The sequence below is a fragment of the Lactobacillus sp. MRS-253-APC-2B genome (assembly GCF_012843675.1).
Classification (GTDB): Bacteria; Bacillota; Bacilli; order Lactobacillales; family Lactobacillaceae; genus Limosilactobacillus; species Limosilactobacillus pulli.
In genome coordinates this window covers 58,618-79,375 of record NZ_JABAFO010000006.1, presented here as the reverse complement: position 1 = coordinate 79,375, position 20,758 = coordinate 58,618, and the positions used below count along the sequence as shown (strand labels likewise).

Below are 20,758 nucleotides of genomic sequence, written 5' to 3'. Positions count from 1 at the left end.
TAATCGGCCGGATCCAGCGCTTTTTCTTATAAAAAAGAGACCGATTTTTCGCGGTCCCATTTACTATGCTTGATATTTAGATATGATTTTTTGAATTTTTTCTAATCGCGGCTCGTTTTTAAACTGCCACAAATTAACGGCATGCTGGGCAGCTCTTGAAAATTCTGCCACGCCGTCCATTGCTTGATTCAGCTCATTTAGGCAATCTTGCAGTCTCATCAGCTGCTCTTGCAGATTTTTAGCGGCGTTTAAAACATCGCGACCAGCGTTTTTGAAGTCGTCGAACATAGCTAGTCACCGAGCTGATCGATAATTGCCTGTTGAACAGTCTGATACTTTTGCTCATCATATTGGTTCGAGTTGTCCGAAAACGTAATCCCAAAGTCATCCTTGTCGCTGTAGCGTGGGATCAGATGAATGTGGGAGTGGAAGACGGATTGGTAGGCCACGGAACCATTGTTGTTCAAGATGTTCATGCCCTTGATGTCAGGATTGGAGTCGCGAATGGCCCGGGCAATCTTTGGCAAGCGGCTGAATACGGCAGCTGCCAGTTCAGAGTCGTATTCAAAAATGTCTTTGACGTGCTTTTTGGGTACAACCAGCGTGTGGCCAGGCGTATTTTGTGAAATATCTAAAAAGGCTTTTACGACATCGTCTTCATAAACCGTGTAGCTAGGAATCTCACCATCGATAATCTTGCAAAAAATACAATCTTCCATCCTAGAATACCTCTTTTCAATTTTTTATAAGTATAAACGAATTTTTAAAAATCTGCACGCTTAGTTAGTTTTAAGCAATGTGTTATAATTACTCGGTTAGGCAAGCAAGAAAGATAAAGAAGGGATACTATGGCGCTGGAAGTTAAACACTTAACGGGTGGCTATTCACAGCTGCCGGTTTTAAAAGACGTTTCTTTTGACGTACAGCCAGGTGAGCTGGTGGGGTTGATCGGTTTAAATGGGGCCGGCAAGTCAACAACGATCAATCATGTGATTGGTCTGCTGCGGCCGTTTTTAGGATCGATCGCTTTAAATGGCCAGAGCCTACAGGAAAACGCAGCCGCTTATAAGCAGCAGATCGCCTACGTACCGGAAACGCCGATTTTGTATGACGAGCTGACGCTAAAAGAGCACCTAGAGCTGACAATGATGGCATATGGTCTGGATCATGATCAGACCTGGGAAAAGGCTCATCGTCTGTTGAAGACTTTTCGCCTGGACAATAAGTTGGACTGGTTTCCGGCCGATTTTTCCAAAGGGATGAAGCAAAAGGTTATGATCGTCAGTGCCTTTATGACGAATGCCAAATTATTTATCGTCGATGAGCCGTTTTATGGTTTGGATCCGTTGGCGGTACATGATCTGCTGAATCTGATCGAGGAAAAAAAGGCGCAAGGGGCTGGAATCTTGATGTCGACGCATGTTTTGGACACTGCCCAACGCTACTGTGATCGTTTTATTTTGCTGGCACATGGTCAGGTTAAGGCACACGGCACGTTAAACGAGCTGCAGCAAAAAGCCGCTGGCGCCGACTCTACGTTAGATGACATCTATCTGCGCTTGGCAAGGGATGAGCGTGATGAATAGTCTTTTTAAAAATCGCCGGCAAAGACATCTGCTGCAGCTGATGAAATACTGGCGGCTGGTCTTTAACGATCAGTTTACGATTGCGCTGTTCTTTATGTTCGGGGCGCTGGCCTATACTTATGCGCAGTGGCTCAAGACATTGACGCCGGGAGCATGGTGGATCCGTTGGCTGTTGATCATATGGTTTGTTTTGGTTATGCAGGTTGGCAGAATGGCAACGCTGATCAAACCGGCCGATCCGGTCTTTTTACTGCCTCAAGCTGATGGTATTAAAAAATATCTGAATCAGGCATTCTTATACAGTACGGTTCTTGGTGAGCTGATGTCCTTGGGATTGCTTACAATCGAGCTGCCAATGGCCATGATTGACGTCAAAATGTCGGCAGCCAACATCTTAGCGCTGTTTATTGCTGTTTTTTTTGCCAAGCTTTCCTGGCTGGTTTTAGCCAAGGCACGTTTAAGTCTGCAATGGTCGCGACATCAAAAGCTGTTGCGGGCTGGTCAATGGCTGCTGCCACTGTTAATCGGCATAATGTCATGGCTGCTTTCACCGTTGTGGGGCAGTGTCGTCTCACTGTTAATATGGCTGGCAGTTAGCATCCGGTTGAAAAAACAGGATCTTGATTGGCGGGCGGCCGTCGACGGTGAACAGCACCGCATGTATGACGTTTATCGTTTCTTTAACCTGTTTACCGATGTGCCAAGCGTTAAAGGCGGTATTAAGCGGCGTGCCTGGGCGCAAGGTTTGATTAAATGGCTGACGATTCCTAACCATGCCTGGTCTTATCTATATGCGCGCGGCTTTATACGCGATACGGAAACCAGCGGCCTGGTCGCTAGATTGACGATTGTCGGCATGCTGATCATCTTTTTTGTACCACTGGGCTGGCTGAGATGTATCCTGGTTTTATTGTTTATCTATCTGATTGCCATGCAGCTGATGACGTTTGTTGATCACTATCAAAACAACGTCTTTACCCACCTTTACCCAATTGATCAAGTCACGCAGCTAACCGATTTTCAGGCCTTTTTAAAAAAGGTCATGGGCAGCTTGAGCCTTTTGTTGATTCTGGCCGCACTGGGCAGGAGCCTTGACTGGTTGAGTATGCTGAGCAGCCTGGCTTTGGCCGTTTTGGAGCTGTACTGGCTGATTAATATCTATTTCAAAAAGAAAATGCAAAAGTGAGGATAACCAATGCGAGTAAAACACAAGAAATGGGCTGAGCCACTGATTGAAGCCCATCCAGAAAAAATCACCACCGACCCGGCTCAATTTAAAAGCAAATGGCAGAGCCGCTTTGAAAAAGAACAGCCAATCTGGCTTGAAGTCGGTATGGGCAAGGGCCAGTTTGCAATTGGCATGGCCAAGGCGCATCCAGAAGTCAATTTTATCGGTCTAGATGTGGTTTCGACGGTGGCAGGCATTGCTTTGAAAAAATCGCTGGAAGACGAAGAATTACCCAACCTGCAGTTTATCTGTGCCAACGGGGCTGGCTTGGATGAGTTCTTTTCTGATGGCGAGATTGATCGGCTGTTTTTGAACTTTTCTGATCCATGGCCAAAGTCACGTCACGCCAAGCGCCGGCTGACCTACAAGACGTTTTTGGCTAACTATGAAAAAGTATTGGTGCCCCACGGAACGATCGAATTAAAGACCGACAACATGGGCTTTTTTGAGTTCTCATTAGTCAGCATGAACAACTACGGTATGCAATACGATGGGGTCTGGCTGGATCTGCATCACAGTGCTGAGAATGAAAACAACGTTGAAACGGAATATGAGCAAAAATTTGCGGCTAAGGGTCAGCCAATCTATAAATTAAAGGCACACTTTGCCTAGCTATATCTAATGGGCTTTGCCAAGGAGAAATCTCTTTGGCAAGGCCCTTTTTGTTTGTTTTTTGAAAAATTGATCAGTACTGCTAGAAAATAATTTCTAAGAATTGTTGGAATTTATTTCAAAACGTGATATAGTAAAAGCGTTCATTTATGAAAGGGGTTACAAGAATGAAACTTACAGTTGCAGAACTTGCTAAATACATGGATCACACGATGCTCAAGCCAGATGCCACCCAGGCAATGATCGATCAATGCATAGACGAAGCCATCAAGTACAACACGGCCTCGGTCTGCATCAATCCATACTGGGTCAAACATACCGCTGATCGCTTAAAAGATACGGACGTCAACACTTGTACCGTAATCGGCTTTCCTCTGGGGGCCTCGACAACTGAAATCAAGGTTGCCGAAGCCATTGATGCCATTAAAAACGGTGCTGAAGAAATCGATATGGTTATTAATATTGGCGAATTAAAGTCCGGCCATACCGATATCGTTAAACAAGACATTCAAGCAGTTGCCAAAGCTGTTCATGATCACGATAAGCTTTTGAAGGTTATCATCGAAACGTGTCTTTTGACCGATGATGAAAAAGTAACGGCCTCTAAGCTGACGGTTGCAGGTGGTGCTGATTTTGTTAAGACCTCAACCGGCTTTTCAACAGGTGGTGCCAAGGCAGAAGATGTTGCCTTGATGCGCCAGGCGGTTGGCCCTGATTTTAAGATCAAGGCTTCTGGCGGCATTCACCACCTCGATGAAGCATATGCCATGATTGAAGCCGGTGCCAACCGGCTGGGAGTTTCAGCCTCGGTTCAGATCTTAGAAGAAGCTGCTCGGCAATAGAAACTGTTTTGAAACGTCTGACACATCGATTCAGGGGAGGAAAAGATTATGACGTATCAACGAGTATTTGGCATTGTTTTGGATTCGGTCGGAATAGGTGAAGCACCCGATGGCAAAAAATTTGGTGATGATGGTGCCGACACGCTGGGTCACATTGGCAAATGGTATCAAGGAAAACTGGCACTGCCCAACCTGGCTAAATTAGGGCTGAGCAATATTCGGCCTGAGGACCCGATTCAAGGCGTGGCGGTTGCGGATCCGGCAAAAGGCTGCTTTGGCAAGATGGCCGAAATCTCAGCCGGAAAAGACAGTATGGACGGTCACTGGGAAATGATGGAGCTGCCGGTTAAAAAGCCACTATCGACTTTTCCAAACGGCTTTCCAGACAGCATTATCAAAAAGCTGGAAGAGTTTTCTGGCCGCAAGGTAATCGTCAACAAGCCATATTCCGGCACGGAAGTCATTCATGACTATGGTGAGCAGCAAATGAAGACAGGGGATCTGATCGTCTACACGTCCGGCGACTCGGTTCTACAGATTGCAGCTCATGAGGATGTAATCCCAGTCGAAGAACTCTATCGGATCTGCCGTTATGCGCGGACGTTGGTCAATGGTCCCGAGTATACGGTCGGTCGCATCATTGCTCGTCCATACGTTGGTCCAGACAAGGATCACTTTACCAGAACGGCCAACCGTCATGACTTTAGCTTGGAACCAACCGGCAAGACTGATCTGGATCATCTGAAAGAAGCCGGCCTGGACGTAATCGGTATTGGCAAGATCAACGATATCTTCTCTGGCCACGGCATTACGGAAGGCTACCATAATGAAAGCAACATGGATGGGATGGATCACGTTGACCATGTCATGCAAGAAGACTTCCATGGCTTTTGCTTCGTAAATCTGGTCGACTTTGATGCCATGTATGGTCACCGTCGCAATCCAGAAGGCTTTGGCAAGGCTTTGATGGACTTTGACAAGCGGCTGGGGACGGTGCTTGAAAACATGCGCGATGATGATCTGCTTTTGATTACGGCTGATCATGGCAACGATCCTTGCTTCCGTGGTACGGATCATACTAGAGAAGTTACGCCGCTTTTGGCCTACTCGCCATCAATGAAGCATCCTGGTCAGTCGCTGGGCACGCGCCAAACGTTTGCTGACTTAGGTGCTACAATCATGGAAAACTTTGGCGTTAGTGGCAATCATGTCGGTACGAGCTTTTTGTCGGCAATTGAAAATTAATCAATTAAAGGGGGATTCATCATGCGAATGGTGGATGTAATTGATCAAAAACGCAATGGTGGCGTCTTAAGTGATGAGCAGCTGCAGTTTTTTGTCGACGGCGTAGTTGATGGATCATTGCCTGATTATCAAATCAGCGCGCTTTTGATGGCAATCTATTTTCAAGGGATGACGGATCATGAGCAAACGCAGCTAACAATGAAGATGATGCATTCTGGTGAGCGGCTGGATCTGTCAAAGATTCCCGGCATTAAGGTTGATAAGCACTCGACTGGCGGTGTTGGCGACAAGACCAGTCTGCCACTGGCTGCGATGGTAGCTGCACTGGGCATTCCGGTACCAATGATCTCAGGACGTGGCCTTGGTCATACCGGGGGAACGTTAGATAAGCTGGAGGCGATCCCAGGTTTTCAAGTTGAACTAAGCGAGCAGGGCTTTATCAATCAAGTTGCCAAAGAAAAACTGGCGATTGTTGGTGCTACTAGAGACGTTGCTCCAGCTGATAAAAAGATCTATGCGCTGCGCGACGTTACCGATACGGTAGATTCGATCCCACTGATCGCCAGCTCAATTATGAGCAAAAAGCTGGCCTCAGGAACTGATGCTTTAGTAATTGACGTCAAAACCGGTGCCGGTGCATTTATGAAGACCGAAGAAGCGGCTGTTCAGCTGGCACAAGCATTGGTTGCAATTGGCAAGCGGGCCGGCTTGAAGTGCGAAGCCGTGATCTCGGATATGAATCAGCCTTTAGGGTCTAAAATTGGTAATACGCTGGAAATTGAAGAGACGCTGGATCTGTTAAAAGGCAACGGGCCAAAAGACTTGTTGGAGCTGGTATTGGAATTGGGCAGCCGCATGGTCGTGATGGGCCAAAAAGCAGCCGATTTAGCTGAAGCACGTGCCAAATTGGAACAGACGATCACTGATGGCTCGGCATTGGCTCGCTTTAAGGCAATGATCAAGGCTCAGCATGGTGATCCAAACGTGGTTGACGACTATTCGCTGATGCCGCATGCCAAGTATCAAATTGAATACCCCGCGCAAAAAGACGGTGTAATTGCCAAGCTGACAGCTGATGAGATTGGGATGGCCAGCATGCTGATGGGCGGCGGCCGGAAAAAAGCCGATGATAAATTGGATTATGCAGTTGGCATTGAGCTGCACAAAAAGATTGGCGATCCAGTCCAAAAAGGCGAGTCGATCATGACGATCTGGAGCAATCGTGAAAATGTTGATGACGTCAAAGAATTATTGGATCAAGCTGTTGCCATTAAGGAAGCGGCCAAAGCACCTGTCTTGATTCACGAGATTATCGAATAGGGGGCATTTTAATGAGTACGCCACATATTGAAGCACAAAACGGTGACTATGCAGAAACGGTATTGCTGCCAGGCGATCCGCTGCGGGCTAAATACATTGCCGAAAACTTTTTGACTAATGTAAAGCAGGTTAATCATGTCCGCAATGCATTTGGCTATACGGGTGAGTACAAGGGACATCGCATTTCGGTTCAAGGATCGGGAATGGGGATTCCTTCCATGTCGATCTACATCAATGAACTGGTCCGCTTTTACGGTGTCAAAACGATCATTCGGGTTGGCTCTTGTGGCGGGATGGCTCCAGATGTCAAGTTAAGAGATGTCTGTCTGGCTTCGGGATCATCAACCGATTCTGCCGTGGTTGCCAATTCATTCCAATCTGGCGTGCACTTTGCGCCACTGGCTGACTTTAAATTGCTGGACACGGCCTACCACGTTGCCAAGAAAATGGGCATCGAGCCCAAGGTTGGCGATATCTTTGCTGCTGACCGCTTCTATAATGATGACCTTGATATGAAAAAGCTGGCCGACTATGGCGTAATTGGTACTGAGATGGAGTCAGCCGGACTTTATCTGCTGGCCGCCAAGCTGCATTTTAAGGCCCTCTCCGTTTTAACGGTCAGTGATCTTTTATTTGGCAGTCAAGAAAAGACGACGGCTGCCGAACGAGAAAAAACGTTTAACGACATGATCAAGATCAGCCTGGAAACGGCAATTGCTCAGACTGACTGATAGATATCAAAGTTTTAAAAGGACGGACCGTTGATGACGGGCCGTCTTTTCTTATAGTAAAATTGAATGGGAAAAAATCAGAAGGTGGATGGGAAAATGACTGATGAAACCGACAAGCGTGCTTTAGCCGTTAAAGTCGCACAGCTCTATTATCAAAATGACTGGCGGCAGAGTCGGATTGCGGCTGAGCTGAGTTTATCGCGGCCTACGGTATCACGACTGCTGCAGTATGCCAGAGAAAGCGGCATTGTTCAGATCAGGATTAATAATCCATTGGTCTCAACGCAGCAGTTGGCTGATCAGCTAAAAGCGCATTATCACCTAAGCAATGCCATCGTTGTACCTTCAGAGATGACGGCTAGTGGTGAGTTATTGGAGCTGGTGGGGGCAGCGGCGGCTCAATACATTGAAAAAGTCGTTAAAAACGATGATACGATTGGCTTGGCCTGGGGCAAAACGATTCATGCCATCGCTCAGCACCTCTCGCCTGAAGACGTACATGGGGTTACGGTCGTTCAGCTCAAGGGCAGCGTTGCCAATACCAAACAGAAAAATTATGCTTTTGAAAGCGTCAATGCATTTGCCAGTGCCTTTCATACTTTGCCACAGTATCTGCCATTGCCGGTTATCTTTGATCATCAGACAACCAAGGAACTGGTTGAACAGGATACGCATATCAAATATATTCTGGATCTGGGCAAAAAAGCCGATATTGCTGTTTTTACCGTTGGGACAGTGCGTGACTCGGCATTGCTGTTTCACCTGGGCTATTTTAGCCAAGCAGAGCAGCAGTATTTACAGCAGCATGCCGTGGGTGACGTTTTTTCACGCTTTATCGATCAAAATGGCCAGATCGTGGCACCGCAGATTGATCAGCGGACGATTGGCATTGATCTGGAGCATTTAAAAAAGATTCCCGAGCGGATTATGGTAATTGCCAACCCAGCTAAGGTCCAGGCCACAGCCGGGGCACTGCAGGCTGGTTATGCCAACGTTTTGGTGATTGATCAAGGAAGTGCTGCCGAACTGGTTAAAAAATTGGATGAAAGCAAAGGTGAAAACTGATGCTGGAACGTTTCTTAGAAGATGATACGGTGATTGCCGTTCATCTTTTGAGTCTGTTGTTTGACAGCTCTCATATCACACTGCGCTGTTTAACGAAACGGACGGGTCTTTCTGAAGCGCGGCTTAGAAAAGAATTGAACAGCTTAAATCAAGAACTACAGCCAAAAGTTGATATTCAGATCAATGATGCCGTCGTCTCGCTTTCACCAATCAGTCCTGAAATGCTGTTCGAACTAAAAAAACAGCTTTACCAAAATTCCGAGGTGCTGCAGGTCATGGCCTATCTGCTGAACCACCGCGGCCGATCGGTAACGGCTTTTTGTCAGGAGCATTATTTTTCGGAGCCGACTTTCTATCGGCTGCAGCGACAGTGTCGTGACTTTTTAAAAACGGTTGGCTTAACGGTTCATCGGGGGCAGATTTGTGGTCAAGAATATCGCAAGCGTTACTTGGTTGCGGCTTTAAGCTGTCGCTATGGCATTGACTGCGTTGACTTTGATCAAAACAGTCGCCAGATTGTCAAAAATTTCGTTATGGCTGCCAATCCAGGCGTCAAGCCACTCTTGGACAAGATGCCGCAAGCGTTTGCTATGTTTGATCACCTGGTGGCACTGACCTGGCTAAGACATGATCAGACTCTGGAATTGCCGGATGATAACTTCTGGCGGGCCGTCTGTTTAGAAAAGGCACATCAGCGATTGAAAGAAATGGTAATTGAAAAGCTGCAGCCACAGCTGTCATTTGAATTAACGGCAACGGATCATGATTATTTGTACCTGGTTTATCTAACGGTTGCCAACGAATTGTTTCGCGATGATGCCTGGAGCATGCAGCGAGCCGCTTTTCGCGAGATTCTTCAACAAATCCCTGAGATTCATGAACTGACGGCAATTTTTGCTTCGCTTTGGGGAAAAGAACTGGTTAAGACGGTTGCCTTTAAAGAAGTCGTTAATGCGTTTGGGCTGCGTTTTATGGGTGGCCTGCAGAATCTGGTGATTGATTACCAGCTGGGCGATCTGTATGAAAATGAGTTTCAGGTTCAGACTGATCAGCTGGTGCAAAAGATCGTTAAACAATGGTGCCAGCAAAATCAATGGTCGGATCTGGTTGATGACAGTCAAATCAAGTACTTTGCTCACCAGCTGATGCCATTGATTGAAGAACGGCTGCCGGCTACTCCGCTGTATATTTTTACTAAGTCGCATGCTAATTATGCCGTCATTGCTCAGCTGCTGCGGCAGGAATTTGGCAATCGACTTGCAATCAGCAGCTGCAGCTATTTCAGCGCCGAACAGCTGCAAAAAATCAATCAGGTGTCGTCAAGTTTGATTTTAGCCGACCACGAGTTTTGGGAGCTGCTGGCTGAAACCAATCCCAATAATCAGCGCTTTTTGATTGCTTTGGATCATCCTTTTTTGGGTATCGAGCGCCTGCGGACCAGTCTGTATCAGATTCGTACAACTGCCTATGTCGAAAATATCAATGAGAAACTATCAATCTTACATGCTCATGAGGGTTAGATGTTGATAGAAACAGCTTAGTTTTAGTTGATATACTTTAGTTGTCATTCAGGGGGGAATCCCAATGATAGTTGTTGATTATGTCCGGGTACATCAAAAGATCAAGGATAAATAGTTGATAATTTGTCAGATCAGGCATTCTGTATCACGAAAAAATCGCTTAGTGCACGATGTTTTCGGCGGAACCCCATTCACCGCTGATGCAGATGCCGCTCCATTAATGAAGATAAGCGCAATAAGTATTATTAAGCTTCAATACTAACGAAGCTGGCTTGGCCAGGATAGTGTGCGATCTGGCTGAGTTGAGTCTCGTTGCTTTAAATGATCAATTTAAGATCGTCAATGCGCTGCCCATCCACTCCGCCATTGATGATCATGATTCCATTTACCGATTGATTGCTTTGACCGCAGTTCCTAGTGCAATTTACATCAAAAGATTCCAATTAAACTCTTAATCAACAATTGTGAATGACAATCGGCCATGCGTCATATTCCGGATATATGGTGCGAAAAAAGGCTGTTGGAGAAATCCAACAGCCTTTTTGTATTGCTTAATTATCGATGCGCTTTAACTTCAGCAACGTGCCGGTACTGGCATCCGCCAAGAACTCATAGCTGATTAGCTGATCATCTTCAAAACGGCGAATTCCCCCACGATATGCCAGAGTGCGTACGGCATACTGACGATAGGGGATCGGCTGATGGTCAATCCAGCTGCCTTCAACCGTGCCCTCGCGTTTGAAATCATTGGTAATCATTTTTAAGATCATGTTTGCGGAACGCCGTCGGTTGCCCACCAGCTTGCCGGCAAAGAAACCCGCAATTCCGGAGGCACCCAGAGTAAGCGGAATCATCCATGGGCTAAGTGAACCATTTGAATCATTCATTTCAATCGCTTCTTTCGTTTAGCCTATGCCATATTTTGACCCAAGTAGATTGGATGTAACAATTTTAACACAAAGGCAGATCATTATGCATTGTCTTTGAACCTGTAGTAGTATATACTTACATAAAATAAGTAAAAGGACGGTGCTCGATAATGGAAACTTTACCTAAGGTTAATGCTCAACAGCTGCAAGAATATCTGAAGGGACAGGTCGTTTTGATGTTTACAGCCGACTGGTGCCCAGACTGCCAGTTTATCAAGCCGGCAATGCCAGAAGTAGAAAAAGATTTTGCTGATTTTAAATTCTATGCTGTTGATCGTGATGAAAATCTTGATTTGGCAACTGAACTAAACGTCATGGGCATTCCAAGCTTTATTGCCTACCGTGACGGTGAAGAAATTGGCCGCTTTGTCAGCAAGGATCGTAAGACCAAGCAGCAGGTCGAAGACTTTTTGAGCAATTTGAAATAACAAATGATGGCGGCAGACTGGTCGCCATTTTTTTATGGACTGGATCCATGAACCCAGGTTGTGTGGTACAATTTAGTCTGGTTGTCAAAAGTTTTTTGACGAAGCGAAAAAGAATATTTAGCACCGTTTCAATGCGATGCCAAGGGAAGGATTTTTGATGTTAATTTCAAGCTACAACCCAAATGAGATGGGTGATGTTTTGGTAGTCGTAACCGGCCAGGCCGCTGATCAAAACGTTAAGCAGAATCAAGGCGTGGTACAGATCGTCAGTGCTCAGGATGGCAGTCTGCTTGGCTATAATTTCTTAGGGGCCAGTGAGGTATTGCCAGAGCTCAAGGGACAAAATGGCCAGGTCTTTTTAAACGAGGCGCAAGTTGCCAAATTAAACGAAAAGATTCAAGCGGCTGGTTTTGATGAAAAATTAACGGCTGATGAAACGCCAAAGTTTGTTATCGGCTATGTTGAATCCATGACCAAGCATCCAAAATCAGATCATCTGCACATTACCCAGGTCGATCTGGGCGATCAAAAGGTACAGATCGTCTGCGGCTCACCAAACATCGCTGAACACGTCAAGGTCGTCGTTGCCAAGGTTGGCGCCATGATGCCAAGTGGACAGATCATCTGGCCAGGGGCTTTAGTGGGTGTGCCAAGCAACGGGATGATCTGTGCAGCGCGTGAATTAAACCTAAAGAATGCTCCTCAAAAGCCGGGCTGCCTGATTTTGCCTGATGACTTTGGTCAGGCTGGCGATGCTTTTGACTTTGCACGCGGCAATCAGCTGTTTGCCTAAATGGCGGCAAGGAAAGGAAAATCAGCATTATGGAAAAAAGTTATTATTTTGTAGGCATCAAGGGTACTGGGATGGCCGCTTTGGCACGGGTACTGCATGACCGCGGCTATCATGTTGAAGGCTCAGACATTGAAAAAGAAACCTTTACGCAGGCGCCTTTGGAACAGGCCGGTATTCAGATTCACGACTTTGACCCAGCAAATATCAAGCCAGGGATGATCATCGTGCAAGGAAATGCCTTTGGCGACGATCAGCCAGAAATCGTTCGGGCCAAGGAACTGGGCGACAAGGTGCAAAGCTACCCAGATACGGTTGAGGAACTGGTTGCGCAATACACCAGCATCGGCGTTGCCGGCGCACATGGCAAGACCAGTACGACGGCGCTGCTTTCACACGTGCTGAGCTCGGTGGCACCAACAACTTACCTGATCGGTGATGGTGAAGGGGTTGGCACGCCTGATTCACGCTTCTTTGTCTTTGAAGCGGATGAATACCGGGATCACTTCTTGGCCTACCATCCAGACTATGCCATCATGACCAATATTGACTTTGATCATCCCGACTTCTTTAAAGACATCGATGACGTGCGCGACTCATTTGAAACCTATGGCAAGCAGGTTAAAAAGGCCGTCTTTGCCTGGGGTGACGATGAAAATCTGCGTAAGCTGCAGCTGGACGTGCCGATCTATTACTACGGTACCAGTGAAAAAGATGACTTCCGGGCCGTCAATATTCAACGGACGCCGCAAGGATCGACTTTCGAGGCTTGGTTTAAAGATGAGAAGCTGGGCGAATTTGAGATTCATCTATACGGTGAGCACAGTGTCTTGAACAGTCTGGCTGTCATCGCGGTTGCCTACATGGAACAAGTCGACTTAAAAGATATTGCTAAGGGGCTGGCCAGTTTTTCTGGCGTCAAGCGGCGGTTTGCCGAAAGTCATGTTGGCGATATGACGCTGATTGACGATTATGCCCATCACCCAAGCGAAATTAAGGCCACGATTGATGCTGCCCGCCAAAAGTACCCCGATAAAAAGGTACTGGCCGTCTTTCAGCCGCATACCTACAGTCGTCTGCAAGCCTACTTAAAGGAATTTGGTCAATCGCTGAGTGCTGCTGACAAGACGTTTGTGACGCCGATTTTTGGTTCCATTCGTGAAAATGCTGGTCAGGTCTCCAGCCAAGACTTAGAAGACCTGATTCCAGGCAGTGAAGGCATTGACATGGACTCGATGGATAAGCTTTTGGCCTACCATGATGCTGTCGTTGTCTTCATGGGTGCCGGTGATATCGAAAAATATGAAGATAAATATAAGAATTTATTATCCAATGATTAAATTGCTTGTAGAAAATGGTGGCTTTTGCTACCATTTTTTATATGAAAGACAATATTGGTCAAACTAATTTGACCGCTTAATTGAATGAAAGAAGGGGAGCTTATGTTCAACTCTACACCAGAGCCTGAGCAAAGAAGGCGTGTCGTCAATGAAGCCGGCTTAAATGGCTTTTTGACGAAGATGTATGGCTTTGTCGGTCTGTCGGTTTTTGTTTCGGCCATCAGTTCATTTTTGGTCATGACGACCTTTAGAGCTGCCGTGTTTGGCTATTTTACCCAGCATACTGGGATGATGTGGCTGCTATTATTGTTGCCAATTGCACTGTCGATGGGGATCAGTGTCAGTGCTACCCGGAATCCAACCGGCAGCTTTATTATGCTGATGGTGCTGTCGATTATGTACGGGGTTGAATTTGCCTTGCTGGCCGGCGTTTATACCGGTGCCGATATCACGGCGGCCTTTGTCTCATCAGCAACGATCTTTATCGTAATGGCGCTGTATGGGACGCTGACCAAACGCTCGCTTGATCGCTTCGGTGCTCATGCAATGGCGGCCTTGATTGCTTTGATTTTGGCCTCTTTGATCAACATGTTCTTAAACAGTCCTGCGATCACCTACATTTTCTCCTACATTGCCGTGATTATCTTCGTTATTTTGACGGCCTATGATGCTCAAAAGATGAAAAACATCTATCTTGAGTACAATGGCCAGGTTTCAACGACTGGTCTGGCAGTCATGGGAGCGTTGCAGCTGTATCTGGACTTTATCAACCTGTTCATTCAGCTGCTGCAGATCTTCGGTATGGGCGATGATCGGCGCAACTAATATTGGATAAAATTTAAATTGGCTCTGCATCAATGATGGTGCGGAGCCTTATTTATTTTTAATCAGCAAAAATGTCAGGGCCAGGCAAAGTTTGTTACAATCAAGAAAGAAAATAAAAGGACGAGGTAGTTTAAATGGCAGAAAAACTGTTGTTGATTGATGGTAACAGCATTGCATTTCGTGCTTTTTTTGCGATGCATAATCAAATTGACAGATTCACCAACCAAAATGGCCTGCATACTGCGGCAATCTATGGCTTTAAGCTGATGTTGGATCACGTGTTGGCTAATTATCATCCAAACAAGGCACTGGTTGCTTTTGATGCCGGCAAGCAGACCTTTCGAACGGAAATGTATGCTGATTACAAAGGCGGCCGGGCCAAGACGCCGGCTGAATTGACCGAGCAGCTGCCCTATTTGCATGAGATGCTGCATGCTTGTGGGATCAAGACCTATCAGCTGGCCAACTATGAAGCTGACGATATTATCGGTACCCTGGCTAGACTTGGTGATGAAGCCGGTGACGAGACTTTGATCGTGACTGGGGATCGAGATCTGACACAATTGGTAACTGACAAAACTACAGTTGCCGTAACGATCAAGGGCGTCACGCAGACTGAGATGTATACGCCGGCGCACTTCCAAGAAAAATTCGGGGTAACGCCGACTCAGTTTATCGATATGAAGGCCTTGATGGGCGATAGTTCCGATAATTATCCTGGGGTCACCGGTATTGGCGAAAAAACTGCCCAAAAGCTGATTCAAGAATACGGTTCATTGGATGGGCTTTATGCAAACATCGACTCGATGCGTAAATCAAAGCGTAAGGAAAATCTGGTCAATGAAGAAGCCATCGCGCGTGAATGTCAGAAGCTGGCAACGATTCATCGTGATGCCCCATTGACGATCGGTTTGGGTGATTTGAATTATCAAGGCGAGCAGACCGAAGACTTGATCAAATTTTATCAAGAGATGAACTTCAAGTCGTTTTTAAGCAAGATGAACGTTGCCCCAGATACCGATGAACCAGTCAAGACCAAGGCAATCGAATATACGGAATTGACGGCTGATAATCTGGCATTATTGGATCAATTGGATCATCATGTGACGTTTCAATTGGAGATGCCAGAAGAAAACTACCATTTATCAAATTTTGCCGGCTTTGTAATCGGGGATGGTCAAAAATGGCTCGTCAGTCGTGATGCGAGTCTGTTGCAATCGGCACCGCTCAAAAAGATTCTGACCAGTGATCAATACACTAAAGATGTTTTCAATGCTAAGGCACAGATTGTGGGGCTGCATCGGCTGGGCATTGAATTGGACTACGTGGCCTTTGATCTGCTTTTGGCTGCCTATCTGGTAGATCCAAGCGACAATGGCAATGATCTGGGTGAATTGGCTCATGCATATGATTATTATGACGTTCAAACCGATGAGGAAGTTTATGGCAAAGGGGTCAAGCGAGCCATTCCAGACGATGATCAGACATTTTTCACGCATCTGGCCCAAAAAGCTCGTGCCATTCATGAACTAAGAGCACCGGTTTATGAAAAGCTCAAGGAACATGAACAAATGCCGCTTTATGAAGACATTGAGCTGCCGTTGACCTATGTGCTGGCCAAAATGGAGATTGCTGGTATCAGGGTCAATGCACAGACACTCAAGGAAATGGGCAGTAAACTAAAAGAGCGTCTGGCTGAGATCGAACAGGTTATCTACCAAGAAGCTGGCGAAGAATTTAACATTAATTCGACCAAGCAATTGGGTGAGATTTTATTTGACAAGATGAAACTGCCGGTCATTAAAAAGACGCGAACGGGCTATTCAACTGCCGTCGCGGTACTGGAAAAACTGCAGGGGTATTCGCCAATCATTGGCCACATTTTGGAATATCGGCAGATTGCCAAGCTCCAGTCAACCTATATCGAAGGACTTTTGAAGGTTATTCACAGCAGCGATCAAAAGATTCATACGCGTTATCTGCAGACGCTGACGGCAACGGGACGGCTGTCATCGGTTGATCCAAACCTGCAAAACATTCCGGTGCGTTTAGAAGAAGGCCGGCAGATTCGGCGGGCATTCGTACCAAGCGAGCCAGGCTGGAAGATTTTCTCTTCTGACTACTCACAAATTGAGCTGCGCGTTTTGGCCCACATTACTGACGATCAGAATCTGCAGCAAGATTTCATCGAAGGTCGCGATATTCATGAAAGTACGGCGCGTCGTATCTTCCATCTTTTGCCAGGTGAAGAGGTTACTCCCGACATGCGGCGTCATGCCAAGGCCGTCAACTTTGGAATCGTTTATGGGATTAGCGACTACGGCCTTTCACAAAGCATTCATGTTACGCGCAAGCAGGCACATGAGTTTATCGAAAGCTACTTTGCAGAATTCCCTGGCGTTAAAAAATACGTTACGGAGATTGTCAAGTCAGCACATGAAAAAGGCTATGTTGAAACGTTGACGCATCGGCGGCGCTATTTGGAAGATATTCATTCCAAAAACTTTGCCAAGCGCTCATTTGCCGAACGTACGGCGATGAACACGCCAATTCAAGGCAGTGCGGCTGACATCATCAAGATTGCTATGATCAACATGGATAAAATGCTGCGCGAAAACAATCTTAAGGCACGGATGCTCTTGCAGATTCATGACGAACTGGTCTTTGAGGCACCGGCAAAAGAGATTCCAGTCTTGGAAAAACTAGTACCGCAAGTCATGGACTCAGCTTTCAAATTGGACGTACCGCTCAAGGTTGAAAGCAAGTATGGCGATACTTGGTATGATCTGAAAAAATAAGTTCAAGCCGCGGCCAATGAATCTGACCGCGGTTTTTTGAGCTGTTGGTTTGAGCAGATCACTGGTTCAAAAACGAAAATCTACTATAATCAATAATGATTCTAAAAAGAAATGAGGACGATCAAATGCCAGAAATGCCAGAAGTAGAAACCGTGCGTCGCGGCTTGATGAACATTGCTGCGGGCCGCAAGATTCAAGGAATCGACGTTTATTATGGAAAAACAATTGAAAACGATATAGATGAGTTTCGTCAGGCACTGATCGGGCAGACGATCGAACGCATCGATCGGCGCGGCAAGTATCTGCTGTTTCGCTTTACTAATAATCTGACTATGGTCTCGCATCTCAGAATGGAAGGCAGCTATTATCGCCAATTAAATGACGGACCAATCGACAAGCATACCCATGTGGTTTTTCATTTTACGGACGGCACGGAGCTTTGCTATCGCGATACGCGCAAGTTTGGCCGGATGCACTTAGTCAAAACCGGCACTGAAATGCAGGTGGGCGGCTTAAAGACGATGGGTCCTGAACCAACCGAAAAAGATTTCAAGGTTGACTACTTCAAAGGCATCTTAAAAAAGAGTCGCAGCAAGATCAAGCCATTCTTGCTGAATCAAGATCATGTAGCCGGCCTAGGCAATATCTATTGTGATGAGGTGCTGTGGCAAAGCTGCATCAATCCTGAACAGCCGGCCAATTCGCTGACTGACGAGCAGATTCAAATCTTACACGACAATATCATCAAAGAGATTGCCAAGGCGACTAAATATAAGGGAACGACCGTGCATACGTTTATGAATGCCTTTGGTGAGGCCGGTGCCTTTCAAAACCAGTTGGAGGTTTATGGTCGTGGGGGCGAAAAATGTGAGCGCTGCGGCCATAAGCTGGTCAAGATCAAGGTAGCTCAGCGTGGGACGACTTTTTGTCCGCATTGTCAGCCCTTGGAAGGTGATCAGAAATGACGCTGGTAATCGGACTGACGGGCGGCATTGCAAGCGGCAAGTCAACTATCAGCAGCATTCTTAAAGCAGTCGGCTGGCCGGTGATTGACGCCGATTTGATTGCACGTCAGATTGTAATGCCGGGCAGCAAAGGATTGGAACAGATCGTAAATCGCTTTGGTCCTCAGATGCTTAATTCCGATGGTACGCTTGATCGCAAAAAGCTGGGAAAAACGGTCTTTGATGATCCTAAAAAGCTGAGTGATCTGGACAAAATTGAACATCCGCTGATTCAAGAAGCAATCGATTCCCAGCTGGATGAATTTAAAAAACAGCATCTGCCGGTAGTAGTGCTGGACGTGCCATTGCTGTTTGAAACGGGAATGGATGAGGAGTGCGATCTGACGGTTTTGGCAGTCGTTGATCAGGCAACACAGCTGAAGCGTTTGATGAAGCGGGATCAGATTTCGAAAATGGATGCCGTCAAAAAAATCAGTTCGCAAATGTCTTTAAAAGAAAAGATGCAGCGAGCTGATGTAATTATCGATAATAACGGTACGCTTGAGCAAACGCGCAGCCAGGTAGCAGAATTGGTTGACCGGGTAAGTCAGCATCAATTATTATAAATGTGATAAGATAGATGCATAACCAATTAACAGGAGGAACCTGTATGCAATGTCCACACTGCCATCATAATGGATCGCGCGTAGTTGACAGTCGTCCAAGCGAAGACGGCATCTGTATTCGTCGTCGTCGCGAATGTGCAAACTGTGGCTTTCGCTTTACTACCTTTGAGCGCTATGAGGAGACGCCGCTTTTGGTAGTCAAAAAAGATGGTACGCGCCAGGAGTTCAATCGCCAAAAGGTCCTAAACGGTCTGGTTCGCTCAGCCGAAAAGCGTCCCGTCAGCATGGAAAAGCTTACCAGCATTGCCAATGAGGTTGAAAGACGCGTTCGTTCAATGGGAGAAAATGAGGTATCCAGCCAGGTAATTGGCGAATACGTAATGAACGAGCTCAAAGACGTCGATGAGATCTCCTACATTCGTTTTGCCAGTGTCTATCGTCAGTTTAAAGACGTTGATGCGTTTATGAATGAGCTGGAGGCAATGATTAATCAAAATCATCAAAAGCATCAAGACTAACTAAGGGGGAGTCGTTATGGCTGAGGTGCAAGGACGCTTGACGCCGCAAACCGGCTTTATCGTGGCCGCTGCGTCAGACTTTGTACGGTTTGACCAGGCGACTTTTATTGATTTTTATCAACCATTGTTAAGTCCCACCGCGCTGGGGCTTTTTTATGCTTTACAAAGTCAGCTCAAGCCCGATCCGATGCTGACCAAGCGTCAGGCGCACAGTATCATGCTGGATCGTTTGAATCTTGGCATAGCTCAGTTTGCCGAAGCCCGTAATGCCTTAGAGGGCGTTGAAATGCTGCAGACGTTTTATCAACAAGATGAGATTGGCGGCGTTTTTGTCTATGTGCTGCAGCCAACCATGACGCCTGAAGAATTTATCAATGATGATCTTTTGAGCGTACGGCTGCTTCAACAGATTGGTGAGCAGCGCTTTAATGAATTAGTGGCCCATTCCAGACGCTATCAGTTTGATACCAGTCGCATGCATAATCTGACGCATGACTATTTTGAGGTCTTTAAACCGGACCGGGCGGCTTGGGATGCAGAACGTCCGACACTGAATAATGCCAGAGCTACGGCCGTGCAAAAAAGCAATTCTATCAAGGCAGTCCCGCAAAATGATTTTGATTTTGGCCTTTTGCTCAGCCGCCTGGAAAACCGCGGAGTTGATCTGCAAAGCGTCAAGGATCAGCGTCGTCTGATTTTGACTGAGAGCTTGATGTATGGCATTGGTGCCCTTGAAATGGCTGATCTGGTTTTTGACGCGACTGATTTTAGAACCAGTATGCTGCAGCCAAATATTCTAAAGCAGCGCATCGCCGCCAAATATGCCGGTACGCTGCGTCAAAATGATGATCCGGCGCCGGTGGTTGCTGCTGGCGATGAAAATTTAGATGGGCTGGGTGAAACGGAACGCAATCTGATCAAAGTTGCTCGTGAAAATTCACCTAATGACTTTTTGGCTGGCATCAAACAAAGTGTTGGGGCTGCATATGTCTCGCCAAATGAACGCAATACCGTATTGAGAATGATTGAAAATAGCGGTATGCCAAATGAGGTTATCAACATCTTGATCAACTATATGTTTGTTGAAAAAGAATATACAACCTTAAAATCGGGCTTGGCTGACGGGATTATCAATGCTTGGACCAAAGCGGGCGTCAAAACGGCTGCCGATGCGATTCGCGAGATCAAAAAACATCGTAAAAGCAATGAAAAACAGGCGGGTGCAAAGCCGCGCCGTCGCTATTATTCAAGTGGACGCAGCAATATTAATGAAGAGCTGCCGGAGTGGGCCAAGCATCCAGAAAAAGTCAAAAACAAAAAGCCATCGGCCGAAAAACTGGCTAAGATTGACCAGATGCTGGCTGAGCTCAATCAGCAAAAAAATAACCCAGGTACCAAGAAATAATGATTG

The 20,758-nt window shown here is 46.4% G+C and carries 21 protein-coding genes; 18 read left to right on the top strand and 3 right to left on the bottom strand.

What is annotated here, in order from left to right:
- Nucleotides 1–63: 63 nt before the first annotated feature.
- A complete protein-coding gene (locus HF864_RS04775) occupies nucleotides 64–288 on the bottom strand; it encodes a hypothetical protein (RefSeq protein WP_169461929.1) in 225 nt (74 codons plus the stop codon).
- A gap of 2 nt (nucleotides 289–290) precedes the next feature.
- Nucleotides 291–719: an HIT family protein gene (locus tag HF864_RS04770; RefSeq protein ID WP_169461928.1), complete on the bottom strand. Its 429-nt coding sequence runs from the start codon at nucleotides 717–719 to the stop codon at nucleotides 291–293.
- Between the two features lie 129 nt (nucleotides 720–848).
- On the opposite strand from HF864_RS04770, the gene HF864_RS04765 reads away from it, so the two are divergent.
- From HF864_RS04765 to HF864_RS04725, 9 genes are all read left to right on the top strand, one after another.
- Nucleotides 849–1,586 (top strand): ABC transporter ATP-binding protein, encoded by a 738-nt coding sequence (locus HF864_RS04765; RefSeq protein WP_169461927.1) that lies wholly within the window; start codon nucleotides 849–851, stop codon nucleotides 1,584–1,586.
- The gene (locus HF864_RS04760) at nucleotides 1,579–2,772 is read left to right on the top strand and encodes an ABC transporter permease (RefSeq protein ID WP_169461926.1); all 1,194 of its coding nucleotides are present in this window, start codon (nucleotides 1,579–1,581) and stop codon (nucleotides 2,770–2,772) included. The genes HF864_RS04765 and HF864_RS04760 overlap by 8 nt, the downstream gene beginning before the upstream one ends.
- A 9-nt stretch (nucleotides 2,773–2,781) precedes the next feature.
- Complete coding sequence (gene trmB / locus HF864_RS04755) at nucleotides 2,782–3,426, top strand: tRNA (guanosine(46)-N7)-methyltransferase TrmB (protein WP_169461925.1); 645 nt, start codon at nucleotides 2,782–2,784, stop codon at nucleotides 3,424–3,426.
- A 167-nt stretch (nucleotides 3,427–3,593) separates the two neighbouring features.
- A complete protein-coding gene (gene deoC, locus HF864_RS04750) occupies nucleotides 3,594–4,268 on the top strand; it encodes a deoxyribose-phosphate aldolase (RefSeq protein ID WP_169461924.1) in 675 nt (224 codons plus the stop codon).
- A gap of 48 nt (nucleotides 4,269–4,316) precedes the next feature.
- The gene (locus HF864_RS04745) at nucleotides 4,317–5,513 is read left to right on the top strand and encodes a phosphopentomutase (protein ID WP_169461923.1); all 1,197 of its coding nucleotides are present in this window, start codon (nucleotides 4,317–4,319) and stop codon (nucleotides 5,511–5,513) included.
- A gap of 21 nt (nucleotides 5,514–5,534) precedes the next feature.
- Nucleotides 5,535–6,833 carry a pyrimidine-nucleoside phosphorylase gene (locus HF864_RS04740; protein WP_169461922.1) on the top strand — a complete coding sequence of 433 codons (1,299 nt, stop codon included), beginning with the start codon at nucleotides 5,535–5,537 and terminating at the stop codon, nucleotides 6,831–6,833.
- A gap of 11 nt (nucleotides 6,834–6,844) precedes the next feature.
- Nucleotides 6,845–7,564: a purine-nucleoside phosphorylase gene (deoD, locus tag HF864_RS04735; RefSeq protein WP_169461921.1), complete on the top strand. Its 720-nt coding sequence runs from the start codon at nucleotides 6,845–6,847 to the stop codon at nucleotides 7,562–7,564.
- Between the two features lie 96 nt (nucleotides 7,565–7,660).
- Nucleotides 7,661–8,629: a sugar-binding transcriptional regulator gene (locus tag HF864_RS04730; protein ID WP_169461920.1), complete on the top strand. Its 969-nt coding sequence runs from the start codon at nucleotides 7,661–7,663 to the stop codon at nucleotides 8,627–8,629.
- Nucleotides 8,629–10,149, top strand: coding sequence for a helix-turn-helix domain-containing protein (locus HF864_RS04725; RefSeq protein ID WP_169461919.1), 1,521 nt, complete (start codon nucleotides 8,629–8,631; stop codon nucleotides 10,147–10,149). The genes HF864_RS04730 and HF864_RS04725 overlap by 1 nt, the downstream gene beginning before the upstream one ends.
- 551 nt (nucleotides 10,150–10,700) lie before the next feature.
- Here HF864_RS04725 and HF864_RS04720 read toward each other — a convergent pair.
- The gene (locus HF864_RS04720) at nucleotides 10,701–11,036 is read right to left on the bottom strand and encodes a hypothetical protein (RefSeq protein WP_169461918.1); all 336 of its coding nucleotides are present in this window, start codon (nucleotides 11,034–11,036) and stop codon (nucleotides 10,701–10,703) included.
- A 152-nt stretch (nucleotides 11,037–11,188) separates the two neighbouring features.
- Between HF864_RS04720 and HF864_RS04715 the strand changes: the two genes are divergently transcribed.
- The 9 genes from HF864_RS04715 to HF864_RS04675 all read left to right on the top strand — a co-directional run bounded on the left by HF864_RS04715 (nucleotide 11,189) and on the right by HF864_RS04675 (nucleotide 20,752).
- Nucleotides 11,189–11,506, top strand: a complete 318-nt coding sequence (locus HF864_RS04715) for a thioredoxin family protein (RefSeq protein WP_169461917.1) — start codon at nucleotides 11,189–11,191, stop codon at nucleotides 11,504–11,506.
- Between the two features lie 157 nt (nucleotides 11,507–11,663).
- Nucleotides 11,664–12,299, top strand: a complete 636-nt coding sequence (gene ytpR, locus HF864_RS04710; RefSeq protein WP_169461916.1) for a YtpR family tRNA-binding protein — start codon at nucleotides 11,664–11,666, stop codon at nucleotides 12,297–12,299.
- Between the two features lie 26 nt (nucleotides 12,300–12,325).
- Complete coding sequence (gene murC / locus HF864_RS04705) at nucleotides 12,326–13,636, top strand: UDP-N-acetylmuramate--L-alanine ligase (protein WP_169461945.1); 1,311 nt, start codon at nucleotides 12,326–12,328, stop codon at nucleotides 13,634–13,636.
- 102 nt (nucleotides 13,637–13,738) lie between these two features.
- Nucleotides 13,739–14,461, top strand: coding sequence for a Bax inhibitor-1/YccA family protein (locus HF864_RS04700; RefSeq protein ID WP_169461915.1), 723 nt, complete (start codon nucleotides 13,739–13,741; stop codon nucleotides 14,459–14,461).
- Between the two features lie 134 nt (nucleotides 14,462–14,595).
- On the top strand, nucleotides 14,596–17,259 hold the full coding sequence (gene polA, locus HF864_RS04695) for a DNA polymerase I (protein WP_169461914.1): 2,664 nt from the start codon (nucleotides 14,596–14,598) through the stop codon (nucleotides 17,257–17,259).
- Nucleotides 17,260–17,384: 125 nt separating this feature from the next.
- Nucleotides 17,385–18,224 carry a DNA-formamidopyrimidine glycosylase gene (mutM, locus tag HF864_RS04690; RefSeq protein WP_169461913.1) on the top strand — a complete coding sequence of 280 codons (840 nt, stop codon included), beginning with the start codon at nucleotides 17,385–17,387 and terminating at the stop codon, nucleotides 18,222–18,224.
- Nucleotides 18,221–18,829, top strand: a complete 609-nt coding sequence (gene coaE / locus HF864_RS04685; protein WP_169461912.1) for a dephospho-CoA kinase — start codon at nucleotides 18,221–18,223, stop codon at nucleotides 18,827–18,829. Before mutM ends, coaE begins: the two co-directional genes overlap by 4 nt.
- A 44-nt stretch (nucleotides 18,830–18,873) precedes the next feature.
- A complete protein-coding gene (gene nrdR, locus HF864_RS04680) occupies nucleotides 18,874–19,347 on the top strand; it encodes a transcriptional regulator NrdR (RefSeq protein WP_169461911.1) in 474 nt (157 codons plus the stop codon).
- 16 nt (nucleotides 19,348–19,363) lie between these two features.
- On the top strand, nucleotides 19,364–20,752 hold the full coding sequence (locus HF864_RS04675; protein ID WP_169461910.1) for a DnaD domain protein: 1,389 nt from the start codon (nucleotides 19,364–19,366) through the stop codon (nucleotides 20,750–20,752).
- Nucleotides 20,753–20,758: the final 6 nt, after the last annotated feature.

Coding starts and splice junctions, on each gene's coding strand:
- HF864_RS04775 (WP_169461929.1), bottom strand. CDS start 288: ATGTTCGACGACTTCAAAAACGCTGGTCGCGATGTTTTAAACGCCGCT.
- HF864_RS04770 (WP_169461928.1), bottom strand. CDS start 719: ATGGAAGATTGTATTTTTTGCAAGATTATCGATGGTGAGATTCCTAGC.
- HF864_RS04765 (WP_169461927.1), top strand. CDS start 849: ATGGCGCTGGAAGTTAAACACTTAACGGGTGGCTATTCACAGCTGCCG.
- HF864_RS04760 (WP_169461926.1), top strand. CDS start 1,579: ATGAATAGTCTTTTTAAAAATCGCCGGCAAAGACATCTGCTGCAGCTG.
- trmB (WP_169461925.1), top strand. CDS start 2,782: ATGCGAGTAAAACACAAGAAATGGGCTGAGCCACTGATTGAAGCCCAT.
- deoC (WP_169461924.1), top strand. CDS start 3,594: ATGAAACTTACAGTTGCAGAACTTGCTAAATACATGGATCACACGATG.
- HF864_RS04745 (WP_169461923.1), top strand. CDS start 4,317: ATGACGTATCAACGAGTATTTGGCATTGTTTTGGATTCGGTCGGAATA.
- HF864_RS04740 (WP_169461922.1), top strand. CDS start 5,535: ATGCGAATGGTGGATGTAATTGATCAAAAACGCAATGGTGGCGTCTTA.
- deoD (WP_169461921.1), top strand. CDS start 6,845: ATGAGTACGCCACATATTGAAGCACAAAACGGTGACTATGCAGAAACG.
- HF864_RS04730 (WP_169461920.1), top strand. CDS start 7,661: ATGACTGATGAAACCGACAAGCGTGCTTTAGCCGTTAAAGTCGCACAG.
- HF864_RS04725 (WP_169461919.1), top strand. CDS start 8,629: ATGCTGGAACGTTTCTTAGAAGATGATACGGTGATTGCCGTTCATCTT.
- HF864_RS04720 (WP_169461918.1), bottom strand. CDS start 11,036: ATGAATGATTCAAATGGTTCACTTAGCCCATGGATGATTCCGCTTACT.
- HF864_RS04715 (WP_169461917.1), top strand. CDS start 11,189: ATGGAAACTTTACCTAAGGTTAATGCTCAACAGCTGCAAGAATATCTG.
- ytpR (WP_169461916.1), top strand. CDS start 11,664: ATGTTAATTTCAAGCTACAACCCAAATGAGATGGGTGATGTTTTGGTA.
- HF864_RS04700 (WP_169461915.1), top strand. CDS start 13,739: ATGTTCAACTCTACACCAGAGCCTGAGCAAAGAAGGCGTGTCGTCAAT.
- polA (WP_169461914.1), top strand. CDS start 14,596: ATGGCAGAAAAACTGTTGTTGATTGATGGTAACAGCATTGCATTTCGT.
- mutM (WP_169461913.1), top strand. CDS start 17,385: ATGCCAGAAATGCCAGAAGTAGAAACCGTGCGTCGCGGCTTGATGAAC.
- coaE (WP_169461912.1), top strand. CDS start 18,221: ATGACGCTGGTAATCGGACTGACGGGCGGCATTGCAAGCGGCAAGTCA.
- nrdR (WP_169461911.1), top strand. CDS start 18,874: ATGCAATGTCCACACTGCCATCATAATGGATCGCGCGTAGTTGACAGT.
- HF864_RS04675 (WP_169461910.1), top strand. CDS start 19,364: ATGGCTGAGGTGCAAGGACGCTTGACGCCGCAAACCGGCTTTATCGTG.